This window comes from Microbacterium resistens NBRC 103078 (assembly GCF_001552355.1).
Classification (GTDB): Bacteria; Actinomycetota; Actinomycetes; order Actinomycetales; family Microbacteriaceae; genus Microbacterium; species Microbacterium resistens.
On sequence record NZ_BCRA01000090.1, the window covers coordinates 1 to 20,938 of the forward strand.

Genomic DNA, 20,938 nt, shown 5'->3' on the forward strand with positions numbered 1-20,938 from the left:
CTGGGCGCGGCGATCGCCCGCGCGCAGGGCGCGGACGAGCCGTCGACGAAGCCGCTGCGGGCGCCGCTGCTCGTCGCCGTCGTGGCCAGCTATCGCGCCAGCGAGAAGGTCCCTCGGTGGGAGCAGGAGGCCGTGGCCTCCGGCGTCGCCCATCTGCTGAGTCTCCTCCTGGACGAGGCCGGCTGGGGCGTGATCTGGCGCACCGGCGGATACACCCGCTCGCCGGAGGTCGCCGCTGTCCATGGGCTGGGCGCGGACGAGGCGCTGCTCGGCTGGCTCTACGTCGGCGGCAAGCCGGAGCGTTCTTCCGGAAGGCGTAAGACGCTCGACCCCGCCCTCGTGCTGTCAGACCTCCCGGGCTCTTCCGCGACGGGCGAGGACGTCGCCTCGGAGCACCCCGGGTCGACGCAGCGCCCTTCCTCGAAGAAGCCGAAGAAGGAGCCGAAGAAGGCGAAGAAGAAGGATCCGACGGCGCGCCGGGCCGCGCGGATCCGCAAGGCGGAGAAGAAGGTCGCGAAGCTGCGCAAGGCGGAGCGGCGTCTGGAGCGCCTGCGCCGCGAGGCTGCCGCCGGCGCTGACGCGCGCTAGCGGGAAGCCCCGCCCGACCGGCGCCGGCGCCACGGCACCGCCACGACCACGGAGCACGCGGCGACGACGATCATGAGGACGGTCTGCCAGGCGGCGGGTCCGGCAGCGGGGGGCCACAGGAAGTCGATCGCGATCGAGGTCGCGAGCTGGCCGAGGACCGCACCGAGTCCCATGAGCAGGACGCCCGTCCGGGCGACGACGACGACCCCCAGCAGGATGTAGGCGAAGCCGAGCAGCCCGCCGAGGTACAGCCAGGGCTCGGCCGGCAGGGCGTTCGGCGGCCCGCCCGCCAGGATGCTGAGCCCGGCGGCCGCGGCGAGGACGAGGGTCCCGCCGAGGAAGCTCGTCAAGGTCGCCGTGATCGGCGAGGAGACCCGCTGGCCGAGGCGCCCGTTGGCCGCCGCCTGGAACGCGATGCCCACGCCCGTGGCGAAGGGCAGCACGAGCATCCACAGCGGCGCCCGCGACAGGACGTCGCCGCCCAGCGAGATTCCCACCGCGACGAGGGCGAGCAGCCCGCCGAGCACGCGTCCCGGCGTGACCGCGACCACCCCGGCGGGGCCGATGCCGATCCGGTCGAGGACCAGACCGTGCAGAGTCTGCCCGGCGACCACCCCGACGGTGAACAGGGCGACGCCGAGGACGCCCGCCACCAGGCCCTGGGTCGACACGGTCAGCGCCCCGCAGACGCCGCCGAGGAGCATCCACGGCGGGATCGTCCTGTCCCGGACGCCGCGCCACAGCCGCGCGACGCCCGCGCGGCCGGACGGCAGGAGCGGGACGACGAGCAGGAGCACGATCAGACCGACGGAGAAGGACACGAAGCCGGCGACGATCCCGTCGCCGAGCCGGACGCCCAGGACGCCGTTCACCCTCGCCTGGACCGCGGTCATCGCGCCGATCGCGACGGCGCCGCCGACGGCGAGCGTGGTTCCCGCGCGACCCGTCCGTTCCCTCACCCGACGACCCTACCTGAGGCCGGAGCATCGCCCCGCGCCGGTGTCGGCGGGCGCCAGTACGCTGTCCGCATGTGCGCGAGCTATGGCCTCGATCCCCGCTTCAGCGACGCCCAGCTGTTGGAGGAGGCGGACGACGAACTGCTGGAGGGGATTCGCGCATGGGCGGCGCAGAACGCCGGGGAGACCCTGCGGCCCACCGGCAAGAACATGCGCAACCTCAATCCCCTGGTGGTGCAGCGCGACGACGAACCGGCGCTGGAGCTCGCCTGGTGGGGCTTCCTCATCGACGGGGCGCCGTCCCGGTTCCCGTCGATCAACACCCGGTCCGAGCGCCTGCAGGAGCGCCCTGGGGGCCTGCGCACCCGGGCGATCGTGCCCGCCACCCGGTGGTTCGAGATGCAGAAGCCGAACCGGGTGTGGCACGAGTTCCGCCTCGGCGAGCCGACGCTGTTCGGCATGGCCGCCGTCGCCCAGCGGGGCCGGATCGGCGACGACTGGTTCACCTGCTACTCGATCGTCATGCAGCCCGCGCCGGAACGGCTGTCGGGCATCCACGACCGGATGCCGGTCCTCGTGCCGCCGTCGTTCGCCAGCGAGTGGCTGACCGCGCCGGCGACCCGCGAGGTCATGGACGAGGCGCTTCTCGCCTCGGCCGAGGCGACCCGGTGGATCGAGGCCGCGTCCCTGTCCAGCGCCCCCTGAACCGGCGATACGTGGAGCCTCCTGCCGGACTCGAACCGGCCACCTGCGGTTTACAAGGCCGCTGCTCTACCAGATGAGCTAAGGAGGCGAGGACTTCACAGTCTACTGAGCGTGCGACCAGGACACGCACACCGCGACATGCGCATCGGACCCATCGCGGAGGGACGCGAAGGGTCCGATGCCTCCGGCCGAACGACTAGGAGCTCGGTGTCGGTGTGGGCTGCGGGGTCGCGGTCGGCTCCGGCGTGCCGTAGTACGCGTCGCTCGCGACGGAGAGGACGAACTGCGAGAACTCAGCGGGATCGTCCAGAGCGCCGGTGTAGGCCTGTCCGTTCACGAGCACCGTGAACGCGTCGGTCAGAACGAGGTCCTTCGAGCCGGGAAGCGGACCCTCGAGGGCCCGGGTGGTGGCGTCCTTGGCCCAGCCGACGTAGTCCTTGCCCTCGATGCAGGAGCGCACCTGCTTGAGGTCGTCGACGCCGACCGAGTCGGCGATGTCGGCGAGGTCCGCGTCCGTCTTGCCGTCGGTGTCCGGCGCCGGCTGGTCCGCCAGCAGCTCGTGGCTGTAGGAGTAGAACTGGTCCGGGGCGTGGGTGGCCACGCAGGCGGCCGCGGCGGCGGCGCGCAGCGAGTACTTCGTGCCGTTCGAGTTCGCCGTGAGCAGCGCGACCGGGTGGTACGACACCGTCGCGGCGCCCTGCTCGATCCAGCCGTTGAGCTGCTTGGCGTTCGCCTTCTCGAACTCTCCCGCGGCCGAGGCGAGGTAGTCGACGTAGATGTGGATGTCCACCGCCCCGGCGGCGGCCGTGCTCGTCGGCTCGGGTGACGGCGTCGCGGTCTCTCCGGCCGTCGGCGCGGCCTCGCTCGGAGCGGGCGTCGGCGTGGCGTCCGTGGAGGTCGCCGTCACGGCCGCGTCGCGGACGACGACGCCGTCCTCCGACATGTTCGAGGGGCGCAGCTCGGGCTTGGACACCGCGGAGCCCACCGCCCAGGCCACGGCCGTCCCCGCGGCTCCGACGGCGACCACCGCGACGAGCCCGATGATCACCCGTCGCATGATCCGTGCGCGGGACTGCTTGGCGTGCACCTGCTGTGCCTTCTCCCGAACCGCGTCACGCGAGTGGCGGGTGGGGACGTTCGGCGTTTCGTCGCTCGACATCGTTCCTCTTGAGACTCGGCGGGGATCCGCTCCCCTCGGCTGCGTTCGCAGCACCGTCGTCGATGCTAGCCAGGCAGGCTGGGAAAAACCCAGACGGCGCCGGAACGGGACCTGGACGCGTCGGCGACGACGATGGACCGGCGGCCCCGCCGCGTGCCATACTGAGCCTGGCCCGATGACGGGCCACGGCGGCTCACCCCCGCCGCTTCCATCACGAAGGATCGTCCGGCACGTACCTGCCGGTGAAGGAGAAAAGCAGATGGCATCTGTCACTTTTGACGAAGCGACCCGTCTCTACCCCGGGGGTACCCGCCCCGCCGTGGACAAGCTGAACCTCGAGGTGGGCGACGGCGAGTTCCTCGTCCTCGTCGGCCCCTCCGGCTGCGGAAAGTCCACGTCGCTGCGCATGCTGGCCGGTCTCGAAGAGGTCAACGCCGGCCGCATCCTCATCGGCGACCGCGACGTCACCGACGTCCCGCCGAAGGACCGCGACATCGCGATGGTCTTCCAGAACTACGCGCTGTACCCGCACATGACCGTGGCCGAGAACATGGGCTTCGCGCTCAAGATCGCCGGCGTCGGCAAGGAGGAGCGCGCCGCGCGTGTCCTCGAGGCCGCGAAGCTCCTCGACCTGGAGCAGTACCTGACCCGCAAGCCGAAGGCCCTCTCGGGCGGTCAGCGCCAGCGTGTCGCCATGGGCCGCGCGATCGTCCGTCAGCCGCAGGTGTTCCTCATGGACGAGCCGCTGTCGAACCTGGATGCCAAGCTGCGCGTGCAGACGCGTACGCAGATCGCGTCGCTGCAGCGTCGCCTGGGCGTCACCACTGTCTACGTCACCCACGACCAGACCGAGGCGCTCACGATGGGCGACCGGATCGCCGTGCTCAAGGACGGCCTGCTCCAGCAGGTCGGCTCGCCGCGCGACCTGTACGAGAAGCCGAACAACGTGTTCGTCGCCGGCTTCATCGGCTCCCCGGCCATGAACCTCTTCTCGGCGGACCTCGCCGAGGGCGGCGTCCAGTTCGGCACCGAGGTCGTCCCGCTCGACCGCGACACCGTGGGCCGTGCGACCGGTTCGCAGGTCACCGTGGGCGTGCGCCCCGAGGACATCACCGTCGGCCCCGCCGACGGCAAGGGCCTGTCCGTGGTCGTCGACCTGGTCGAGGAGCTCGGCGCCGACGGCTACCTCTACGGCCACACCGAGATCAACGGCAAGCGCACCGACCTCGTCGCGCGCGTCGACGGCCGCAACCACCCGAACGCGGGCGAGACCGTCACGCTGGCCGCCAACCCCGGCCACGTGCACGCCTTCGACATCGAGTCCGGCGACCGTCTCAACGACAAGCCGATCGTCTCGGCGGCCTGACCTCACTGCACGCGGCGCGGGCGGACTCCGGTCCCCCGCGCCGCGTCGTGTTTCCGGGATGATGGAGGGGAAGGGAGAGCAGCGCATGCAGGAGTCGCTGACGATCACCGCGAGCACGGTCGATCCGGGCCTGTTGGCTCTGCCGTGGTCCCTGCCGCTGGCGAAGTGGCCCTCGCAGGCCATCGTGTCCCTGCCCAAGGGCCTCTCCCGCCACCTCGTCCGGTTCGCCGATCTCTCCGGCACCGTCGTCGCGGTGAAGGAGACGACGGAGGAGATGGCTCGCCGGGAGTACGAGATGCTCGGCAACCTCGCCCGCCTGGACGTGCCGTGCGTGTCCCGCGTCGCCGTGATCGCCGGGCGGACGGACGATCGGGGCGAGTCGCTCCCGGCGGCGCTGGTCACATCGCACCTGCGCTTCTCCATGCCGTACCGAGCGCTGTTCACCCGCGTGCTGCGCCCCGACACCGCCACACGCCTGGTCGACGCGCTGGCACTCCTGCTCGTGCGGCTGCACAACGTGGGCTTCTTCTGGGGCGACGTGTCGCTGTCCAACGCGCTGTTCCGTCGGGACGCCGGCGCCTTCGCCGCCTACCTCGTGGATGCCGAGACCGGCGAACTGCACGAGACCGGGCTCACCGACGGGCAGCGAGCGCACGACCTCGACGTCGCCCGGACCAACATCGCCGGCGAGATCATGGATCTCGCCGCGGGCGGACGCCTGGAGCACGGGGTGGACGCGGTCGCGATCGCGGACGGGATCGTCTCCTCCTACCGCGCTCTCTGGGCGGCGCTCACCGAGCAGGAGTCGTTCGCGGCCGGCGAGACCTGGCGGATCACCGAGCGCGTCGAACGCCTCAACGCGCTCGGCTTCGACATCGGCGAGATGTCGATCCAGACCACGGCCGACGGCACCCGGGTGGAGATCGAGCCGAAGGTCGTCGACGCCGGGCACCACCAGCGCCGGCTCATCCGTCTCACGGGGCTCGACGTCGAGGAGAACCAGGCCCGACGACTGCTCAACGACCTGGACGAGTTCCGCGCCCGGTCGACGAAGCAGTGGGCGGACGAGGAGATGTACGCCCACGAGTGGCTGACGCGCGTCTTCGAACCGGTCGTCCGCGCGATCCCCTACGACCTGCGTGCCAAGCTCGAGCCCGCCGAGGTCTTCCACCAGGTGCTGGAGCACCGGTGGTACATGTCCCAGGCCCGCGGTCGCTCGGTGGCCCTGGCCGAGGTGCTCACGTCGTACATCAACGACGTGCTGCGCCACCGCAGGGACGAGGCGACGATCATGGGGCCGCCGACCGAGACGATGTCCCTGCCCGTCGTGACCGGCGCCGTCCCGGTGTCGGACGACACCGACGCCATCGACTGGCGCGACCTCGTCTGACCCAGGATCGCCGACAGGTCACCCCGACGTCATCGCGGCGGGCGGCGGAGCGGAAGGCTCAGGGGGATCCGGAGGGCGGCGACGGAGCTGGAGCTCGCTGACGAGGGTGCCCGCCACGATGAAGGCGGCGCCGAGGAGGGCCAGCAGCGGCAGGCGCTCCCCCGCGATCCGGCCGACGACCCCGGCCCAGACGGGCTCTCCGGCGTAGATGATGGTGGCGCGCGTGGGCGAGACCGTGCGCTGCGCCCATGTCATCGTGAGCTGGATGACCGCGCTCGCGACCCCCATCCCCACGGCCGCGGCCAGCCACACCCACGAGAACGCGGGGAACGCCTCGCCGACCAGGGGCATGGCGGCGAACCCCAGAACCCCGGCCGTGAGCAGCTGCACGACCGTGAGCCGACCCAGCTCGTATCGCCCGGCGAAGAGGCCGATGAGAATGATCTCACCGGCGATCGGCAGCGTGCTCAGCAGGGTGAGGATCTCGCCTTCACCGAGACGGACGCCGGAGGCGCCGGGACCGGCGACGAGGATGAGTCCGACGAACGCGAGCGCGGCGCCGACGATCGCCATGGCCCGCGGGGCCTTCCGGAACACGATCCACTGCAGCAGCGGCACGAGCGGGACGTAGAAGGCGGTGATGAACGCCGACGTGCTGGAGTCGATGGTCTGCAGGCCAGCCGTCTGCAGACCGTACCCGAGGAAGATCGCCACGCCTATCGACGCCCCCGCGGCGATCTCGCGGAGACGGATCCCGCGCAGCACCCGGCGGAAGATCAGCGCGCTCAGCAGCCCCGCCGTGACGAAGCGCAGCCCGACGAAGAACATCGGCCCGCTGTGCTCCATCGCGAGGTGGACGACGAGGAAGGTGCCGCCCCACACCGCCGTGATGGCGATGAGGGCGGCCTCCTGCCGGCGAAGACCGGTCCAGCGCAGACGCGGGCGCGACGATGAGGAGGAGCCCACGTCGCGGCGGCCTCAGTAGCCGACGGTGAAGCGACCGCGGGAGTGCTTCGGCGTCTCGATCTCGTCGACGACGGCCACGGCGAAATCGGCGCCCGAGATGAAGGACTTGCCCTCGTCGTCGCGGACGATCACGTCGCCGCCGTCACGATAGGAACCCGTGCGCTCGCCCTCGGCCCAGGCGCCGAAGACCTCCGCGGGGTGGATGAAGAACCAGTCCAGACCGGCGTCCGCCGCCTGCAGGAGCTCCAGCGAGTCGATCCCCACCTGCGCCTCGTGCTTGTACTCCTCCGGGAAGTCCTGATCGATCAGACGCGGTCCGCCCGGCGCGACCAGGCTTCCGCCGGCCCCGCCCACCACGCCGAGACGGGTGGACGTGCCGCTGAGGCGCGCGATCAGGTCGCGGAGCACGTCGAGCACGGCGTCCTCCATGTCGCCGCGGGGCGAGAGAGCCGACACGACGGCGTCGGCGCCTTCGAGCTCCCCGGCGATGGCCGCCACGTCACGGACGTCGCCGCTGACGTAGCGCACGCCCTCCACGGGAGCGGCCGGCGTGCTGCGGGAGACGGAGACGACCTCGTGCCCGCGGCTCGCCGCCTCGGCGACGATGTGTGCGCCGGCGTAGCCGGTCCCTCCGATGACGACGATGCGGGCCATGGTGTTCCTTTCGATCTGTGACTCAGAATACGCAAGGATCAAGTCCGCTCACCGCCTCGCTATTCCGCCGGCGGCGCGGTATATCGATGCGATGCGCTCTCGTCCAAGGACGGTGCGCTCCGGAGCAGCCGCCGACGGTCAATGGCCGCCGTGGGGATCCGGCACCGACACCGATCCTCGAGCACCGTCCGGCGGGACCGAGACGGTCGACAGCGCAGGCGTCACGAGGGCGGCCACGAGCACCGCGCCCACGGCGGTCGCCACGGTCGCCCGTCCGGGTCCGCCCGGACGGGCAGGCCGCCGGGATCGCGACCGCGCCATCAGCCCCACTCCGAGGAGGACCAGAGCGCAGGAGGCGCCGACGGCCAACGGCGACGCCCCCGCGATGATCGCCGCCCCTCCCAGCACGATCCCGGCCGACGACGCCCCCGCTGCCGCGCGCGGCGCGACCGGACGCCCCGCACGGAGGCTCGTTCCCGCCCACGCGAGCTCGGCCGCGCCCAGGATCAGGAGCAGGACGAGGACGACGGTCCGAGGCATGGTCACCATGCCCTGCGCGAGCGAGGCTCCGAGCGAGAGATGCAGGAGACCGCTGCCCCCGGCGAACAGCGCCGGCCAGGCCCGAAAGGCGGCGATCATCGTCGGATCAGGCCCGTGCGACGCGCGTCGTCGCCCGTTCGCTCCCCAGACCGACCGCGAGGAGCAGAACGGCGCTGGCCAGGTGGAGGACGTGGTCGAACGTGTTCAGCGCGAGCACGTTCGCCGCGGTCCCCGCCAGGAAGAACCCGACGATGCCCAGCAGCAGGTACGCGGCGCCCACGACGATGTTGACGGCCTTCGCCGCGCGCACGGAGACGAGGCCCGCGACCAGCAGGGCCGCCCCGATCAGGATGTGCGCCACGTTGTGCAGAGGATTGACCATGAAGATCCCCAGCAGCAGCCCACCTTCGGTGGCCAGGAACGAGACGCCGCCGGTGACCGCGAAGCCGAGCAGCCCCACGAGGACGTAGACGGCGCCGAAGACGACGGCGATGAGACGGTTCGGGGACGTACGCATGATTTCCTCCTTCGTCGTGGCGGCGAGTGCCGCTCACCGAAGGTTCGGAGCCGTGCGCCGATCGGATGTGCGCGTCGGCGGCCGTCAACCGTCGATGCGCGGCAGCTGCCAGTCCCCGAAGTAGGCCGCGATGCGCAGAGCCGCGGCCGAGACGAAGCCGAGGAGCAGCGCGAGACGCGGCAACGACGTCGTGCGCAGCAGGACGCCGGTGAGCACGGCGCCGAGAAGCGCGGCGGTGCCGTACACGCTCTCCGAGAGCACCAGAGCCGTCCGCCCCAGCAGCACATCCCGGAGGATGCCGCCGCCGGTCGCGGTGAGCGTCCCCAGCACCCCGACCACCCAGAGGCTCATGCCGTGCTCGACCGCCTTCTGGGCGCCGGTCACGGCGAACAGGGCCATGCCCACCGCGTCCAGGACGGCCAGCAGCGCCGTCGGCACCGTGTCGATCGTCGCGAAAGCGACGAACGCGAGCACGGCGGCGGCCAAGGCGACGACGATCCGGACGGGCGACCGGAACGCCGCCGGCGGCAGATCGCCCAGCAGGACGTCCCGGAGGATCCCTCCGCCGAGGGCGACGAGGAACCCCACGACGACGACCCCGAGCACGTCGAGCCCCGCGTGCGCCGCGGCCAAGGCCCCCTCCAGCCCGAACAGGCCCGTCGCCGCGACGTCGATCGCGTCGAAGACCCGGGGCGGCAGTCCCGGCACGTCCCGCACACGGCGAGGGAACGCGATGTGCGTCTCCCCCGCCGCGGCCACGACTAGTCCCCGGTGCCGGCGGACGCGCGCAGCGTCGCCACCTGGTAGAGCGCGACGGAGGCGGCGATCCCCGCGTTCAACGACTCGGTCGCCGCGGAGATGGGGATGGACACGATCTGGTCGCAGGTCTCCGTCACCAGCCGCGACAGGCCCTTGCCCTCGGATCCGACGACGATCACGACGGGACGGTCCGCGAGCTCCAGCGCCGGCAGGGAGACGTCGCCGCCGCCGTCCAGGCCCAGCACGAACACGCCCTGCTTCTTGAACTCCTTGAGCTGGGTCGTGAGGTTCGACGCGAGCGCGACCGGGATGCGCGCGGCCGCTCCGGCGCTGGTCTTCCACGCCGCCGAGTTCACGCTCGCCGAACGGCGCTGCGGCAGGATGACCCCCTGCCCGCCGAAGGCCGCGGTGGACCGGATGATCGCACCGAGGTTGCGTGGATCCGTCACGCCGTCCAGGGCGACCAGCAGCGGGGTCTCCCCCCGGTCGATGATCTCCTCCAGCAGGTCCTGCGGATGGGCGTACTCGTACGGCGGGACCTTGAGCGCGACGCCCTGGTGCACCCCGTCGAACCCGGCCATCCGGTCCAGCTCCTGACGGGTGACCTCCAGCACGGGGATCTCCCGGTGGCGGGCGATCGCGAGCATCTCCTTCACGCGGTCGTCCATCTCGACACGCTGGGCGATGTACATCGTGGTGGCCGGGATCTTGGCGCGCAGCGCCTCCAGGACCGAGTTGCGACCCGTGACGGTCTCCGTGTCGTTCGCAGCCGCCTTGCCTCCGCCGCGGCCCGCGGCCCGGTTCGGGTTGGACCCGGACGGCTTCTGCCCGGGCTTGCCGCGGCCTCCGGCGGCGGCATACCGCTCCTGGGCGGCCTTGCGCTTGCCGGCGACGTGCCACGCGCGGTCCTCCGCCTTGGGCGTCGGGCCCTTCCCCTCCAGCGCCTTGCGGCTGTGTCCTCCGGTGCCCTTCTGAGGGCCCTTCTTCTTGCTGTTGCCCGCTCCGGGGCGGCCTGGCTTAGCCATCGATGCTCCAATGGGTTCCTGCCGGAGAGTCCTCCAGCGTGATGCCCGCGGCAGCGATCGCATCGCGGATGCGATCGGCCGCGGGCCAGTCCTTCTCCGCCCGCGCCTGGGCGCGCTGGGCGATCATCGTCTGAACGAGGGCGTCGAGGGCGCTCGCCTCGGCGCCGCCCCGTCCCAACCCCCACTCGGGGGCCAGCGGATCGACGCCCAGCACCTCGGCCATCGCGCGCACCTCGATCAGCGCGCGCTCGGCGGCCGCGTCGTCGCCGTCATCGAGCGCCTGATTGCCCCGCCGCACGCGATCGTGCAGCACCGCGAGCGCCTGGGGCACGCCGAGGTCGTCGTCCATCGCCCGCGCGAACTCCACGGGGACGAGGGGGATGTACTCCGTGTTCTCGGGGGCCGACGCCTCCTCCGGCGCGGCGCGGCGCCGCGCCTCGTTCCGCGCGGAGGCCCGCTGGGCGCGCTCCAGGAAGCCGCGGATGCGGCCGAGAGCCGCCTCCGCCTCCGCCCAGGAGGCGTCGGTGAGGTCCAGGCTCGACCGGTAGTGCGCGGCGGAGAGGGCGTAGCGCACCACGAGCGGATCGTGCGCGGCGAGGACGTCCGCGGCGAGCGTGAAGTTCCCGAGGGACTTCGACATCTTCTGGCCGTCCACGGTCACCAGCCCGTTGTGCACCCAGTACCGGGCGAACCCGTCCCCGGCCGCGGTCGACTGCGCCAGCTCGTTCTCATGGTGCGGGAAGCGCAGGTCGAGTCCGCCGCCGTGGATGTCGAAGTCCGCGCCGAGATAGCGCCGGGACATCGCCGAGCACTCGATGTGCCAGCCGGGACGCCCCGGCCCCCACGGCGAGGCCCAGGTCGCGTCGGCGGGCTCGTCGGGCTTGGCGCCCTTCCACAGGGCGAAGTCCTGCGGCGCACGCTTCGCGCGCGGGTCCGCATCCGCGGCGTCCTCCATCGCGTCCACCGACTGCCGGGTGAGCGCCCCGTACTCCGGCCACGACCGCACGTCGAAGTACACGTCGCCGGAGCCGTCCTCGGCCGCGTAGGCGTGTCCGCGCTCGATCAGGCGGGCGATGATCTCCTGCATCTGCGGCACCGAGGCGGTCGCGCGCGGCTCGTAGGTGGGCGGCAGGATACGCACCGCGGCGTACGCGGCGGTGAACTCCTGCTCCATCCGGTAGGCGAGAGCCCACCACGGCTCCTCGGGCGTCGCGTTGGCGAGCACCTTGTCGTCGATGTCCGTGACGTTCCGCACGAGCGTGACCCGGCCGTAGGTGCGCGCGAGCCACCGGCGCAGGATGTCGAAGCTCAAGGCGCCGCGCACGTGCCCGATGTGGGGCCCCGACTGCACGGTGGGTCCGCACACGTAGATCGTCACGTTCTCGGGGTCGAGGGGCGTGAAGTCGCGCAGCTGCTGCGCGCGCGTGTCATACAGGCGGAGGGTCACCGCTCAAGACTACTCGGCGGCGGCTCCCGGCCCGTGGACGAGGGCGACGGCCGTCACGGAGACTCCTTCCCCTCGACCGGGGAAGCCGAGGGCGTCGGTCGTCGTGGCCGAGACCGCGACCGGGGCTCCCCCGAGGGCCGCGGACAGCGCCTGCTCCGCCTCGGCTCTGCGGCGGCTGAACCGCGGCCGGTTGCCCTGGAACTGCACGGAGACGTTGCCGATGGCGTATCCGGCCTCGGCGAGGATCTCCCGCGTGCGGGCGAGGAAGACGTCCGCGTGCGCCCCGGCGAACTCCGGATGGTCCGTGCCGAAGTGCGCGCCGATGTCGCCCAGGCCGGCGGCGCCGAGCAGGGCGTCCACGATCGCGTGCGCCACGGCGTCGCCGTCCGAGTGCCCCGACAGCGGCGGCTCGTCCGGCCACTCGATCCCCGCGAGCCAGAGGCTGCCCTCTCCGCCGAACGCGTGGACGTCGGTGCCGATCCCGATCCGCGGCGCCCCGTGACCGACGGCCCCGGGGGCGGGTGCCAGCAGACGACGGGCGCGTTCGAGGTCCTCCGGCGTGGTGATCTTGAACCCGCGGGCCGAACCGGGGATGCGGCGCACGGGGTGACCGGCCGCGGCGAAGAGCGCGGCGTCGTCCGTGTACTCGATGCCGTCCGCGGCGGCGCGGGCGTAGGCGAGGTCGAGCGCGGCGCGCGGGAACCCTTGCGGCGTCTGCGCGGCGGCGAGGGTCTCCCGGTCCACCACGTCCACGACGTCGTCACCGGCCACGCGCTTCAGGGTGTCGACGACGGGCAGGGCCGGGATCACTCCGGCGCCGGCTCCGTCGAGCACGGCGGCGAGCACGGCGTCGATCGTCTCCGGCGGCGTCAGCGCCCGCGCCGCGTCGTGCACGAGCACGGTCTCGACATCCCCCCACAGCGCGCGGAGCCCGGCGGCGACGGACTGCTGCCTCGTGGCCCCGCCGGTCACGACGCGCACCAGGTCCCTGCGCTCGCCCGCCGCGGCGAACGCGTCCGACTCCGCCTCGCCCTCGTAGCCGCGCGGCGCGACGATCACGACCTGGGCGGGTGCCGCGGCGAACACGCCGTCGAGCGCATGGCGCAGGATCGTGCGCGCGTCGATGCCCACGAACGCCTTGGGCGCCGCGGCGCCCAGGCGTGTTCCGGAGCCGGCTGCGACGACGATGATCGCGACACGGGGAACGGGCAGGAGCGCGGGCGGGGATGCGGAGACGGCCACGGATCACACGCTAGTGGACGCGCCCTTGCCGCGGACGATCGCGGCGGCGGGCCCGCACACGCCACGAAGGGCGGATGCCGAAGCATCCGCCCTTCGTGGGAATCCGTTCGTCAGGACGCGAGGACCTCGTCGAGCAGGGATCCGGCCTTCTCCTCGTCGATCTTCTCCGCGAGCGCGAGCTCGGACGTGAGGATCTGACGCGCCTTGGCGAGCATGCGCTTCTCGCCCGCGGACAGGCCGCGGTCCTGATCGCGGCGCCACAGGTCGCGGACGACCTCGCTGACCTTGATGACGTCGCCGGAGGCGAGCTTCTCCAGGTTGGCCTTGTAGCGGCGGGACCAGTTGGTGGGCTCCTCCGTGAACGGGGCGCGCAGCACCTCGAACACGCGGTCCAGTCCCTCCTGGCCGATCACATCCCGAACGCCCACCAGATCGACGTTCTCCGCCGGGACCTCGATGATGAGGTCGCCCTGCGTGACGTTGAGCTTCAGGTACTTCTTGGTCTCGCCCTTGATCACGCGGTCCTTGACCTCGATGATCGTCGCGGCGCCGTGGTGCGGATAGACGACGGTCTCGCCAACCTCAAAAAGCATAAAGTCGTGTCCTTTCGGCAATCTCCAGGATACCACAGCGGACATGCACTAGGGTTTGCCGAGCACGTCGACCGGAGGCCGTTCCGTCCCGGTGGGGCCGCGCATCTCCGCCCGACGGGAGGCGACGAGGACCGTGCATCCCGGGCGCGCTCCGCGAAAGCCCTAGAATGGACGGCGGATCACCACGTCGTACCTCAGGAGGACCCGTGAAATCGCGCCTTGCTGCGTCTGTCGCCCTCAGCGCCCTCGTCATCGTCGGCGCCACCGGGTGCTCGATGATCTCGCCCCAGGCGACGACGATCCAGTACTCCGCCTCGGACGGCGTCAACGTGAAGGGCGACGGCCCCGTCGTGGTCCGCAATGCGTTCGTGGTCGCCGACGAGGAGGGCGAGACGGGCAACCTCGTGGCCGGTCTGGTCAACGTGTCCACTCAGGACGCCACGCTGTCGATCCAGGTCGACGGCAGCGAGACCGCCACCATCCGCCTCCGTGCAGGTGAGACCATCAGCCTCGGCGGGGAGGACTCGCCGCTGCGCCTGGACGGCATCGCCACCAAGCCCGGCGCGACCCTGCCGGTGTACTTCCAGTCCGGCGACACCGAGGGCGAGCTCGCCAGCGTCCCCGTGCTGGACGGCACCCTGCCGTATTACGCCGACCTCGTGCCCTCCGCGAAGCCGACCGCGACGCCCGCGCCGACCCCCAGCGCCCCGGCCACCCCGGCGCCGGCCGAGACCCCGAACCCGGACGAGACCCCCGAGTCCTGATCCCGGTCACCGACGACGAAGGCCCCCGTTCCCGGGGGCCTTCGTCGTCTGCGGGCGCGGCCGGTCAGGCCTCGAAGCGGTAGCCCAGCCCGCGGACGGTCACGAGCATGACCGGCTCCGAGGGGTTCGCCTCGATGCGCGAGCGGATGCGCTTGATGTGCACGTCCAACGTCTTCGTGTCGCCGAAGTAGTCGCTCCCCCACACCCGGTCGATGAGCTGACCGCGCGTGAGCACGCGGCCCGAATTGCGCATGAGGACCTCGAGCAGCTCGAACTCCTTGAGCGGCATGTTGATGACCTCGCCGTCGACCGCGACGGTGTGCCGATCGATGTCCAGCGTTACCCTGCCGCCCTCCAGGACGCGCTCGTCGAGCTCGCTCTCCGCCTGCACCACGCGGCGCAGGACCGCGCGCATGCGGGCCAGCAGCTCCCGGGACGAGTACGGCTTGGTGATGTAGTCGTCGGCGCCGAGCTCCAGGCCCACGACGATATCCACCTCGGAGTCCTTGGCGGTGAGCATGATGATCGGCACCGTCGAGGTCGCGCGGATCTGCCGGCACACCTCCGTCCCGGGCATCCCGGGGAGCATGAGGTCCAGGAGGACGACGTCGGCGCCGCCCTCACGGAAGGCCGCGAGGGCGGCGGGGCCGTCCTCGGCGATCTCCACCTCGTATCCCTCCCGGCGCAGGAGGTAGGCGAGCGGGTCGGCGAGGTCGGGCTCGTCCTCGACGAGAAGGATCCGGGTCATGCGTGCTCTTCCGTGTCGGCGCGGGCGGGTGCCGCGGTCTGGGGGCGGGGTGCGGCGACAGCCGGCGTCGGTCGGGCGCCGCGCTTCTTCGCATCCTTCTTCTTGGGTTTCTTCTTGGACTTCTTGCCCGAGGCTTCCTCAGGCTCGGGCGCGGGGATCTGCGGCAGGCGCATGGTGAACGTCGACCCGCGCCCCGGCCGCGACCACAGCCGCACCTCGCCACCGTGGCGCTGCGTGGCGTGCTTCACGATCGACAGGCCCAGTCCCGTCCCGCCGGTGCGGCGCGAGCGGGCCTCGTCGGCGCGGTAGAAGCGCTCGAAGATCCGCTCCCGGTCGGCCTCCTCGATCCCGATGCCCTGGTCCGCCACGGAGATCTCCACGACGTCGCCGTCGGCCTTGACGCCGACCCCGACGCGCGACCCGCGCGGCGAGTACACGATCGCGTTCGCGATGAGGTTGCCGATCGCCTCGATGAGGATCTGGGCGTCCCCGCGCACCCACACGCCGCGGTCGCCGCCGCGGGACAGTTCGACGCCGGCCGAGTCCGCCTGCACGACGTGCGCCTCGACCGAGGCCGTGACCACCTCGTCGATCGCCAGCGGCGCGAACTCGCCCAGGCCGTCGGAGGACTGAAGGCGAGACAGGCTCATGATCCGGCCGGTGAGCTGACCGAGGCGCGCGGCCTCGGCGGAGATGCGGGTGGCGAAGGCGCGGACCTGCGCGGGGTCGTCCGCCGCGGACTCGATGGCCTCCGCCAGCAGGCTCACCGCGCCGACAGGCGTCTTCAGCTCATGGCTGGTGTTGGCGACGAAGTCGTTGCGCATCTGGTCGAGGCGCTCCTGCTCGGTGACGTCGCGGATGATGAGGAGCACGAGCCGCGGGCTGATCCGGCTCGCGCGGGCGGAGACCAGGCGAGGGTCCAGGCTCGCTCCCCCGCGGGTGAGCCGCAGCGAGAGCGTCTGCGTGCCTCCCTCACGGACGGACCGCGCGAGCTGGCGCAGCTCCGGGTTGTCCAGGGTCGCCTCGATGCCGATCCCGAACCGCGAGGCCGCGGCCGAGGCGGCGACGACGAGGCCCGACGGATCCACGGCGCACGCGGCGTCGTCCATCGCCTCCAGCACCGCGGTGAGCCCCTCCGGAAGAGCGGTCGAGGTCTGCACACGCGTGGCGGCCCGCGCGCGCAGCGCGGCGGTGATCATGAGGACCACGCCTGCGCCGATCACCACTCCCAGGGCCAGGGCGAGAAGCGCCAGCAGCGTGGTGTCCATGGGATCCAGCGTAGAGGTCGTTCACCCCCGGAAACGGCGGTTTCCCGGCCCTCGCGGGGGCTGTCGGACTACTATTCACGTGCAGGGCACCAACCGTTAACCTTCGGCGAACACAATCGCTGCGTGTGTGCCGGGTCGTCCGTCGACCCGCCCGTCCGCCGGACGCCCGACATCGAGAAAGGTGCGCCCTCATGCGCGAAGTGTTCCACCAGTCCCTCGAGGACGTGCAGTCGCGACTCGTCGAGATCGCCGACCTCGTGACCGTCGCGATCGACAAGGCGACGCGGGCGTTCGCGACCAGTGACGTCACCCTGGCCGACGAGGTCATCGCGGACGACACCCAGATCGACGAGCGGGCCGTGGAGCTCGACGAGCTCGCGATCGAGATCCTCGCCCGCCAGCAGCCGGTCGCGCGGGATCTGCGCATCGTCGTCACCGCCCTGCGCGTGAGCGCGTCGCTGGAGCGCATGGGCGACATGGCCGAGCACATCGCGCAGCTCGCTCGCTACCGGTTCCCCGAGCGCGCCATCCCCAAGGGCCTCAAGGGCACCTTCACCCGGATGGGCGAGCTGGACGTCGAGATCTCCCGCACGCTCAGCGAGCTCCTGCGCACGCAGGACCTGCGCCTGGCCGACGCGATCCGCAACTCCGACGACGATGTGGACGAACTGCACGCCCGCGTCTTCGAGAAGGTGCTCAGCGACAACTGGAAGGGCGAGGCCACGGCCACGGTCGACGCCACGCTCGCCAGCCGCTACCACGAGCGCTTCGCCGACCACGCGGTCGCCGTCGCGAAGAAGGTCGTCTACCTGGCCACCGGCGACTGGGCCGTCGGCGAGGAGGACATCGCGCTGGCCGTCGAGGCGCAGTCCGAGGCGGAGGCCGGCTCCGGTCTCGCCTGACCCGCTCTTCCCGGCCCCCGTTCGGGGCCCGGCCTTCGCCTTCGATCCGCCCCGTTCCCTTCCGGTTCGGGGCGGATCTTCGCGTTTCGGGGCGCGCTCTGGTGCCCGTCGGTCCCGAACCGAGCCCCGAAACACCGCATCCCGCCCCGGACCGGATGACCGGTCGGGGCGGGATGCGAGGTCGTGCGTGCGGCGGGCTACTTCTTGCCCTGCGCGGCGACCGCGGCGGCCCCCGCCGCGGCGGCCTCGGGGTCCAGGTACCGGCCGGGCCCGGTCGGGCGGTTCTCGTCGTCCAGCTCGTAGACGAGCGGGATCCCGGTGGGGATGTTCAGCGCCGCGATGTCCTCGTCGCTGATCCCCTCGAGGTGCTTGACGAGCCCGCGCAGCGAGTTGCCGTGCGCGGTGACCAGGACGGTCTTGCCCGCCGCCAGATCGGGGACGATCGCGCTCTCCCAGTACGGCAGGAGCCGGTCGATGACGAGCTTGAGCGACTCGGTGCGCGGCACCTCTCCGTCGATGCCCTCGTAGCGGGCGTCGCCGACCTGGCTGAACTCGCTGTCGTCGTCGAGAGGCGGCGGCGGGACGTCGAACGACCGGCGCCAGAGCTGGAACTGCTCGGGCCCGAACTCCTCCAGCGTCTGCGCCTTGTCCTTGCCCTGCAGCGCCCCGTAGTGCCGCTCGTTGAGCCGCCAGGAGCGCGTCACCGGGATCCACAGTCGGTCGGCCGCGTCGAGGGCGATGTCCGCCGTCTGGATCGCGCGGCTGAGCAGCGAGGTGTGCAGCACGTCCGGAAGGATCCCGGACTCCGCCAGCAGCTCGCCGCCGCGGCGGGCCTCGGCCTTGCCCTGGTCGGTGAGCCGGACGTCGACCCATCCGGTGAAGAGGTTGAGCTGGTTCCATTCGCTCTGCCCGTGACGGAGCAGGATGAGGGTGCGCGTCATGCCCTCCAGCCTAGGACTTCTCCCCGGTGCCGTCCGAACGCCTTGACGCACGGCGTCGCCGGTCCTTCGCAGCGCGGGACCGCGCTTCGGGATTCGCCCGGATCACGGCAGGATGGAGGGATGGCGACGTCTCCCCAGGGGCGCCCCACCCGGGGCACGACCGGGACCAACCGACTCCGCCGCAACGACCGCTGGATCGCCGCGAGCACCGCCTTCCGCCGAGCCGTCGACCCGCTCGTCGTCGACCTGGGCTACGGCGCCAGCGGCGTGACCGCGTTCGAGCTCGCCGCCCGCCTCCTCCGCGTCCGCCCCGACGCCGAGGTGCAGGGCCTCGAGCTCGACCCCGAACGCGTCTCCGCCGCGCAGGCCCAACTCGCACAGGTGCGCCGCGGCGAGCGCCCGTTCCCGCCGGACCTCCCCGTCTCGTTCGCGCGCGGCGGCTTCGAGGTCCCCGTGCCGGACGGCCGGCGTCCTGCCGTCATCCGCGCGATGAACGTGCTGCGGCAGTACGACGAGGCCGACGTGGCCGAGGCGTGGCGGACGATGGCGGCCCGGCTCGCCCCCGGCGGACTGCTCGTGGAGGGCACCTGCGACGAGATCGGGCGGATCGCGAGCTGGGTCGACGTGGATCCGACCGGCGCGCCCCGACGGTTCACGCTGTCGCTGCGGCTCGCCGGGCTGGAGCATCCGGGCGTCGTCGCCGAACGCCTGCCGAAGGCGCTCATCCACCGGAACGTCCCCGGCGAGAGGATCCACACGCTGCTGACGGACCTGGACCGGGAATGGGAGCGCGCGGCCGCGCTGTCGGCGTTCGGGGCGACGCAGCGTTTCCTCGCGGCGGCGACGGCTCTCGGGTCCGCGGGCTGGCCGGTGCAGTCGCCCCGCGGGCGGCTGCGGCTCGGCGAGCTGACGGTGCCGTGGGAGGCCGTGGCACCGCGCTGAGCAACGCTCACCCGGTCGGCAATGCGCCGCTCACTCGGTCGGGAACGAGGCCCCCGCCCAGCGCAGGAGCGGACGCGCCTTCACGACGGTCTCCGCATACTCCTCGCCCGGATCCGAGAGCGCGACGATCGCCCCGCCCACGCCGTAGTCCAGGCCGCCGGGATGCACCACGGCCGTGCGGATCACGACGCTGAGATCGACCGCGCCGTCTCGGGAGAAGTAGCCGACCGCGCCGCTGTACACCCCGCGCGGGCCCTGCTCGAGTCGATCGAGGATCGCCATCGTGCGGTGCTTCGGCGCTCCGGTCATCGATCCGGGCGGGAAGGCCGCGCGAACGCACGCGACCGGCGAGGCGGTGCCGAGGCGGGAGCGCACCGTGCTGACGAGCTGATGCGCGGTCGCGTAGGTCTCGACGCGGAAGAGGCCGTCGACGCGCACCGATCCGCGGGCGGCGGTCCGGCCCAGATCATGACGGACGAGATCGACGATCATCAGGTTCTCGGCGCGGTCCTTCTCGGCCCCGCCCAGCTCGAGCCGGATCGCCTCGTCCTCGGCGGGGGTGTCGCCGCGAGGGCGGGTGCCCTTGATCGGACTGGACTCGACGTCGCCGTCCGCGGTGATCCGCACGAACCGCTCCGGGGACGTGCTGAGCACGCTGACCCCGCCGATGCGCAGGAACGACCCGAACGGCGCGGGGTTCTGTGTCCTGAGGGCGAGGTAGGCCCCCAGCGGATCGATCCGGGGCTCCCCCGGGGGCACGGACGCCGTCAGCATGTTCGTCAGGCACGCCTCGTACGTCTCCCCGGCGGCGATGAGCTCCTGCGCCTCGGCGATGAGCCGCAGGTAGGCGGCGCGTCCGTGCCGCGCACGCAGCGTCGGGAACGGTGCGGCGTCCGTCGCGGCACCGGGCTCCGCGGCGATGTCGCCCGTGTCCCCGGGATCCGCGCCGACGCGTTCGACGAGCGCCGCCGTGCGCTCGATCCACCCGTCGTCCCGGCGCGAGAGAAGGTGGATCCGTGACCGCTCGTGGTCGATCACGACCGCCTCGTCCAATCGGACGACAGCGGCATCGGGGACGGCCGACGACCGCCGGTGCGGCGACCCGCACTCCGCGCGCAGCTCGTAGCCGAGCCAGCCGATCCACCCGAGCGCGAACGGGATCCCGGGGACCGAGGCGCCGGGATCGGCGGCGAGCTCGTCGTCGAGCCAGTCGAAGAAGGCACGTTCGTGGACGGCGGTGCCGCGGTCGTCCTGCACGGTCACGGTACCGGAGCGCACCTCCGCGGTCGACCTCGGCAGGTCCGCCCCGCCGCCGAGGATCGAGAACCGCGCCCGCGGATCTCCCGGCCGGTTCCCGTCGAGCCACACCGCCTGCGGGGCATCGCCGTACAGCGCGGCGAACAGGCGGGCGGCGTCCCCGTGCCACGGCAGTTCGCGGTGGCACGGGGCGCTCGGCGGGATGACCG

Annotated in this window: 22 protein-coding genes and 1 tRNA gene; 7 read left to right on the forward strand and 16 right to left on the reverse strand. The window is 72.2% G+C overall.

Features of this window, described 5'->3' with window-relative positions:
- Positions 1 to 588: nitroreductase family protein (locus tag MR1_RS20730; RefSeq protein WP_409366263.1), on the forward strand; the 588-nt coding region annotated here is incomplete at its 5' end.
- Here the strand turns inward: MR1_RS20730 and MR1_RS14340 are convergent.
- A complete protein-coding gene (locus tag MR1_RS14340; RefSeq protein WP_067248244.1) occupies positions 585 to 1,547 on the reverse strand; it encodes a DMT family transporter in 963 nt (320 codons plus the stop codon). The genes MR1_RS20730 and MR1_RS14340 overlap by 4 nt on opposite strands.
- Positions 1,548 to 1,616: 69 nt before the next feature.
- Here MR1_RS14340 and MR1_RS14345 point away from each other — a divergent pair, with 69 nt between their 5' ends.
- Entirely contained in the window at positions 1,617 to 2,249 is a 633-nt protein-coding gene (locus MR1_RS14345) for an SOS response-associated peptidase family protein (protein WP_067248248.1), read from the forward strand.
- Positions 2,250 to 2,261: 12 nt separating this feature from the next.
- Here the strand turns inward: MR1_RS14345 and MR1_RS14350 are convergent.
- Together MR1_RS14350 and MR1_RS14355 are read right to left on the reverse strand one after the other, a co-directional pair.
- A tRNA-Thr gene (locus tag MR1_RS14350) sits at positions 2,262 to 2,337 on the reverse strand.
- A 108-nt stretch (positions 2,338 to 2,445) separates the two neighbouring features.
- Positions 2,446 to 3,408 (reverse strand): DsbA family protein, encoded by a 963-nt coding sequence (locus MR1_RS14355; RefSeq protein WP_067248251.1) that lies wholly within the window; start codon positions 3,406 to 3,408, stop codon positions 2,446 to 2,448.
- 259 nt (positions 3,409 to 3,667) lie between these two features.
- Here MR1_RS14355 and MR1_RS14360 point away from each other — a divergent pair, with 259 nt between their 5' ends.
- Entirely contained in the window at positions 3,668 to 4,774 is a 1,107-nt protein-coding gene (locus tag MR1_RS14360) for an ABC transporter ATP-binding protein (RefSeq protein ID WP_067248255.1), read from the forward strand.
- An 85-nt stretch (positions 4,775 to 4,859) separates the two neighbouring features.
- Complete coding sequence (locus tag MR1_RS14365) at positions 4,860 to 6,164, forward strand: DUF4032 domain-containing protein (protein ID WP_067248305.1); 1,305 nt, start codon at positions 4,860 to 4,862, stop codon at positions 6,162 to 6,164.
- An 18-nt stretch (positions 6,165 to 6,182) separates the two neighbouring features.
- Here MR1_RS14365 and MR1_RS14370 read toward each other — a convergent pair whose 3' ends face one another.
- The 9 genes from MR1_RS14370 to MR1_RS14410 form a co-directional block, all read right to left on the reverse strand.
- Positions 6,183 to 7,130, reverse strand: a complete 948-nt coding sequence (locus MR1_RS14370; RefSeq protein ID WP_067248259.1) for a DMT family transporter — start codon at positions 7,128 to 7,130, stop codon at positions 6,183 to 6,185.
- 12 nt (positions 7,131 to 7,142) lie between these two features.
- A complete protein-coding gene (locus tag MR1_RS14375) occupies positions 7,143 to 7,784 on the reverse strand; it encodes an NAD(P)-dependent oxidoreductase (RefSeq protein ID WP_067248262.1) in 642 nt (213 codons plus the stop codon).
- Positions 7,785 to 7,922: 138 nt separating this feature from the next.
- Complete coding sequence (locus MR1_RS14380) at positions 7,923 to 8,423, reverse strand: hypothetical protein (RefSeq protein WP_067248266.1); 501 nt, start codon at positions 8,421 to 8,423, stop codon at positions 7,923 to 7,925.
- A gap of 7 nt (positions 8,424 to 8,430) precedes the next feature.
- On the reverse strand, positions 8,431 to 8,841 hold the full coding sequence (locus MR1_RS14385) for a DUF4383 domain-containing protein (RefSeq protein WP_067248269.1): 411 nt from the start codon (positions 8,839 to 8,841) through the stop codon (positions 8,431 to 8,433).
- 84 nt (positions 8,842 to 8,925) lie between these two features.
- Entirely contained in the window at positions 8,926 to 9,600 is a 675-nt protein-coding gene (locus tag MR1_RS14390) for a trimeric intracellular cation channel family protein (RefSeq protein WP_067248272.1), read from the reverse strand.
- A gap of 2 nt (positions 9,601 to 9,602) precedes the next feature.
- The gene (gene rlmB, locus MR1_RS14395; RefSeq protein WP_067248276.1) at positions 9,603 to 10,625 is read right to left on the reverse strand and encodes a 23S rRNA (guanosine(2251)-2'-O)-methyltransferase RlmB; all 1,023 of its coding nucleotides are present in this window, start codon (positions 10,623 to 10,625) and stop codon (positions 9,603 to 9,605) included.
- The gene (cysS, locus tag MR1_RS14400; RefSeq protein ID WP_067248279.1) at positions 10,618 to 12,072 is read right to left on the reverse strand and encodes a cysteine--tRNA ligase; all 1,455 of its coding nucleotides are present in this window, start codon (positions 12,070 to 12,072) and stop codon (positions 10,618 to 10,620) included. Before cysS ends, rlmB begins: the two co-directional genes overlap by 8 nt.
- Before the next feature lie 9 nt (positions 12,073 to 12,081).
- Positions 12,082 to 13,314 carry a bifunctional 2-C-methyl-D-erythritol 4-phosphate cytidylyltransferase/2-C-methyl-D-erythritol 2,4-cyclodiphosphate synthase gene (locus MR1_RS14405; protein ID WP_067248282.1) on the reverse strand — a complete coding sequence of 411 codons (1,233 nt, stop codon included), beginning with the start codon at positions 13,312 to 13,314 and terminating at the stop codon, positions 12,082 to 12,084.
- Between the two features lie 110 nt (positions 13,315 to 13,424).
- Positions 13,425 to 13,907, reverse strand: a complete 483-nt coding sequence (locus tag MR1_RS14410; protein ID WP_045250651.1) for a CarD family transcriptional regulator — start codon at positions 13,905 to 13,907, stop codon at positions 13,425 to 13,427.
- A 206-nt stretch (positions 13,908 to 14,113) separates the two neighbouring features.
- On the opposite strand from MR1_RS14410, the gene MR1_RS14415 reads away from it, so the two are divergent.
- The gene (locus MR1_RS14415; protein WP_067248285.1) at positions 14,114 to 14,671 is read left to right on the forward strand and encodes a DNA modification methylase; all 558 of its coding nucleotides are present in this window, start codon (positions 14,114 to 14,116) and stop codon (positions 14,669 to 14,671) included.
- 64 nt (positions 14,672 to 14,735) lie between these two features.
- On the opposite strand, the gene MR1_RS14420 is transcribed toward MR1_RS14415, so the two are convergent.
- Positions 14,736 to 15,419, reverse strand: coding sequence for a response regulator transcription factor (locus MR1_RS14420; protein WP_067248289.1), 684 nt, complete (start codon positions 15,417 to 15,419; stop codon positions 14,736 to 14,738).
- Positions 15,416 to 16,687, reverse strand: coding sequence for a sensor histidine kinase (locus MR1_RS14425; protein ID WP_067248292.1), 1,272 nt, complete (start codon positions 16,685 to 16,687; stop codon positions 15,416 to 15,418). Before MR1_RS14425 ends, MR1_RS14420 begins: the two co-directional genes overlap by 4 nt.
- 191 nt (positions 16,688 to 16,878) lie before the next feature.
- On the opposite strand from MR1_RS14425, the gene phoU reads away from it, so the two are divergent.
- Positions 16,879 to 17,589: a phosphate signaling complex protein PhoU gene (gene phoU, locus MR1_RS14430; protein WP_067248295.1), complete on the forward strand. Its 711-nt coding sequence runs from the start codon at positions 16,879 to 16,881 to the stop codon at positions 17,587 to 17,589.
- Between the two features lie 197 nt (positions 17,590 to 17,786).
- Here phoU and MR1_RS14435 read toward each other — a convergent pair whose 3' ends face one another.
- Positions 17,787 to 18,530, reverse strand: a complete 744-nt coding sequence (locus tag MR1_RS14435; RefSeq protein WP_067248298.1) for a phosphoglyceromutase — start codon at positions 18,528 to 18,530, stop codon at positions 17,787 to 17,789.
- Positions 18,531 to 18,650: 120 nt separating this feature from the next.
- Here MR1_RS14435 and MR1_RS14440 point away from each other — a divergent pair, with 120 nt between their 5' ends.
- The gene (locus MR1_RS14440) at positions 18,651 to 19,472 is read left to right on the forward strand and encodes a methyltransferase domain-containing protein (RefSeq protein WP_067248301.1); all 822 of its coding nucleotides are present in this window, start codon (positions 18,651 to 18,653) and stop codon (positions 19,470 to 19,472) included.
- A gap of 30 nt (positions 19,473 to 19,502) precedes the next feature.
- Here the strand turns inward: MR1_RS14440 and pabB are convergent.
- Positions 19,503 to 20,938, reverse strand: a 1,436-nt coding sequence (pabB, locus tag MR1_RS14445) for an aminodeoxychorismate synthase component I (protein WP_157518239.1), incomplete at its 5' end; no start/stop codon positions are given.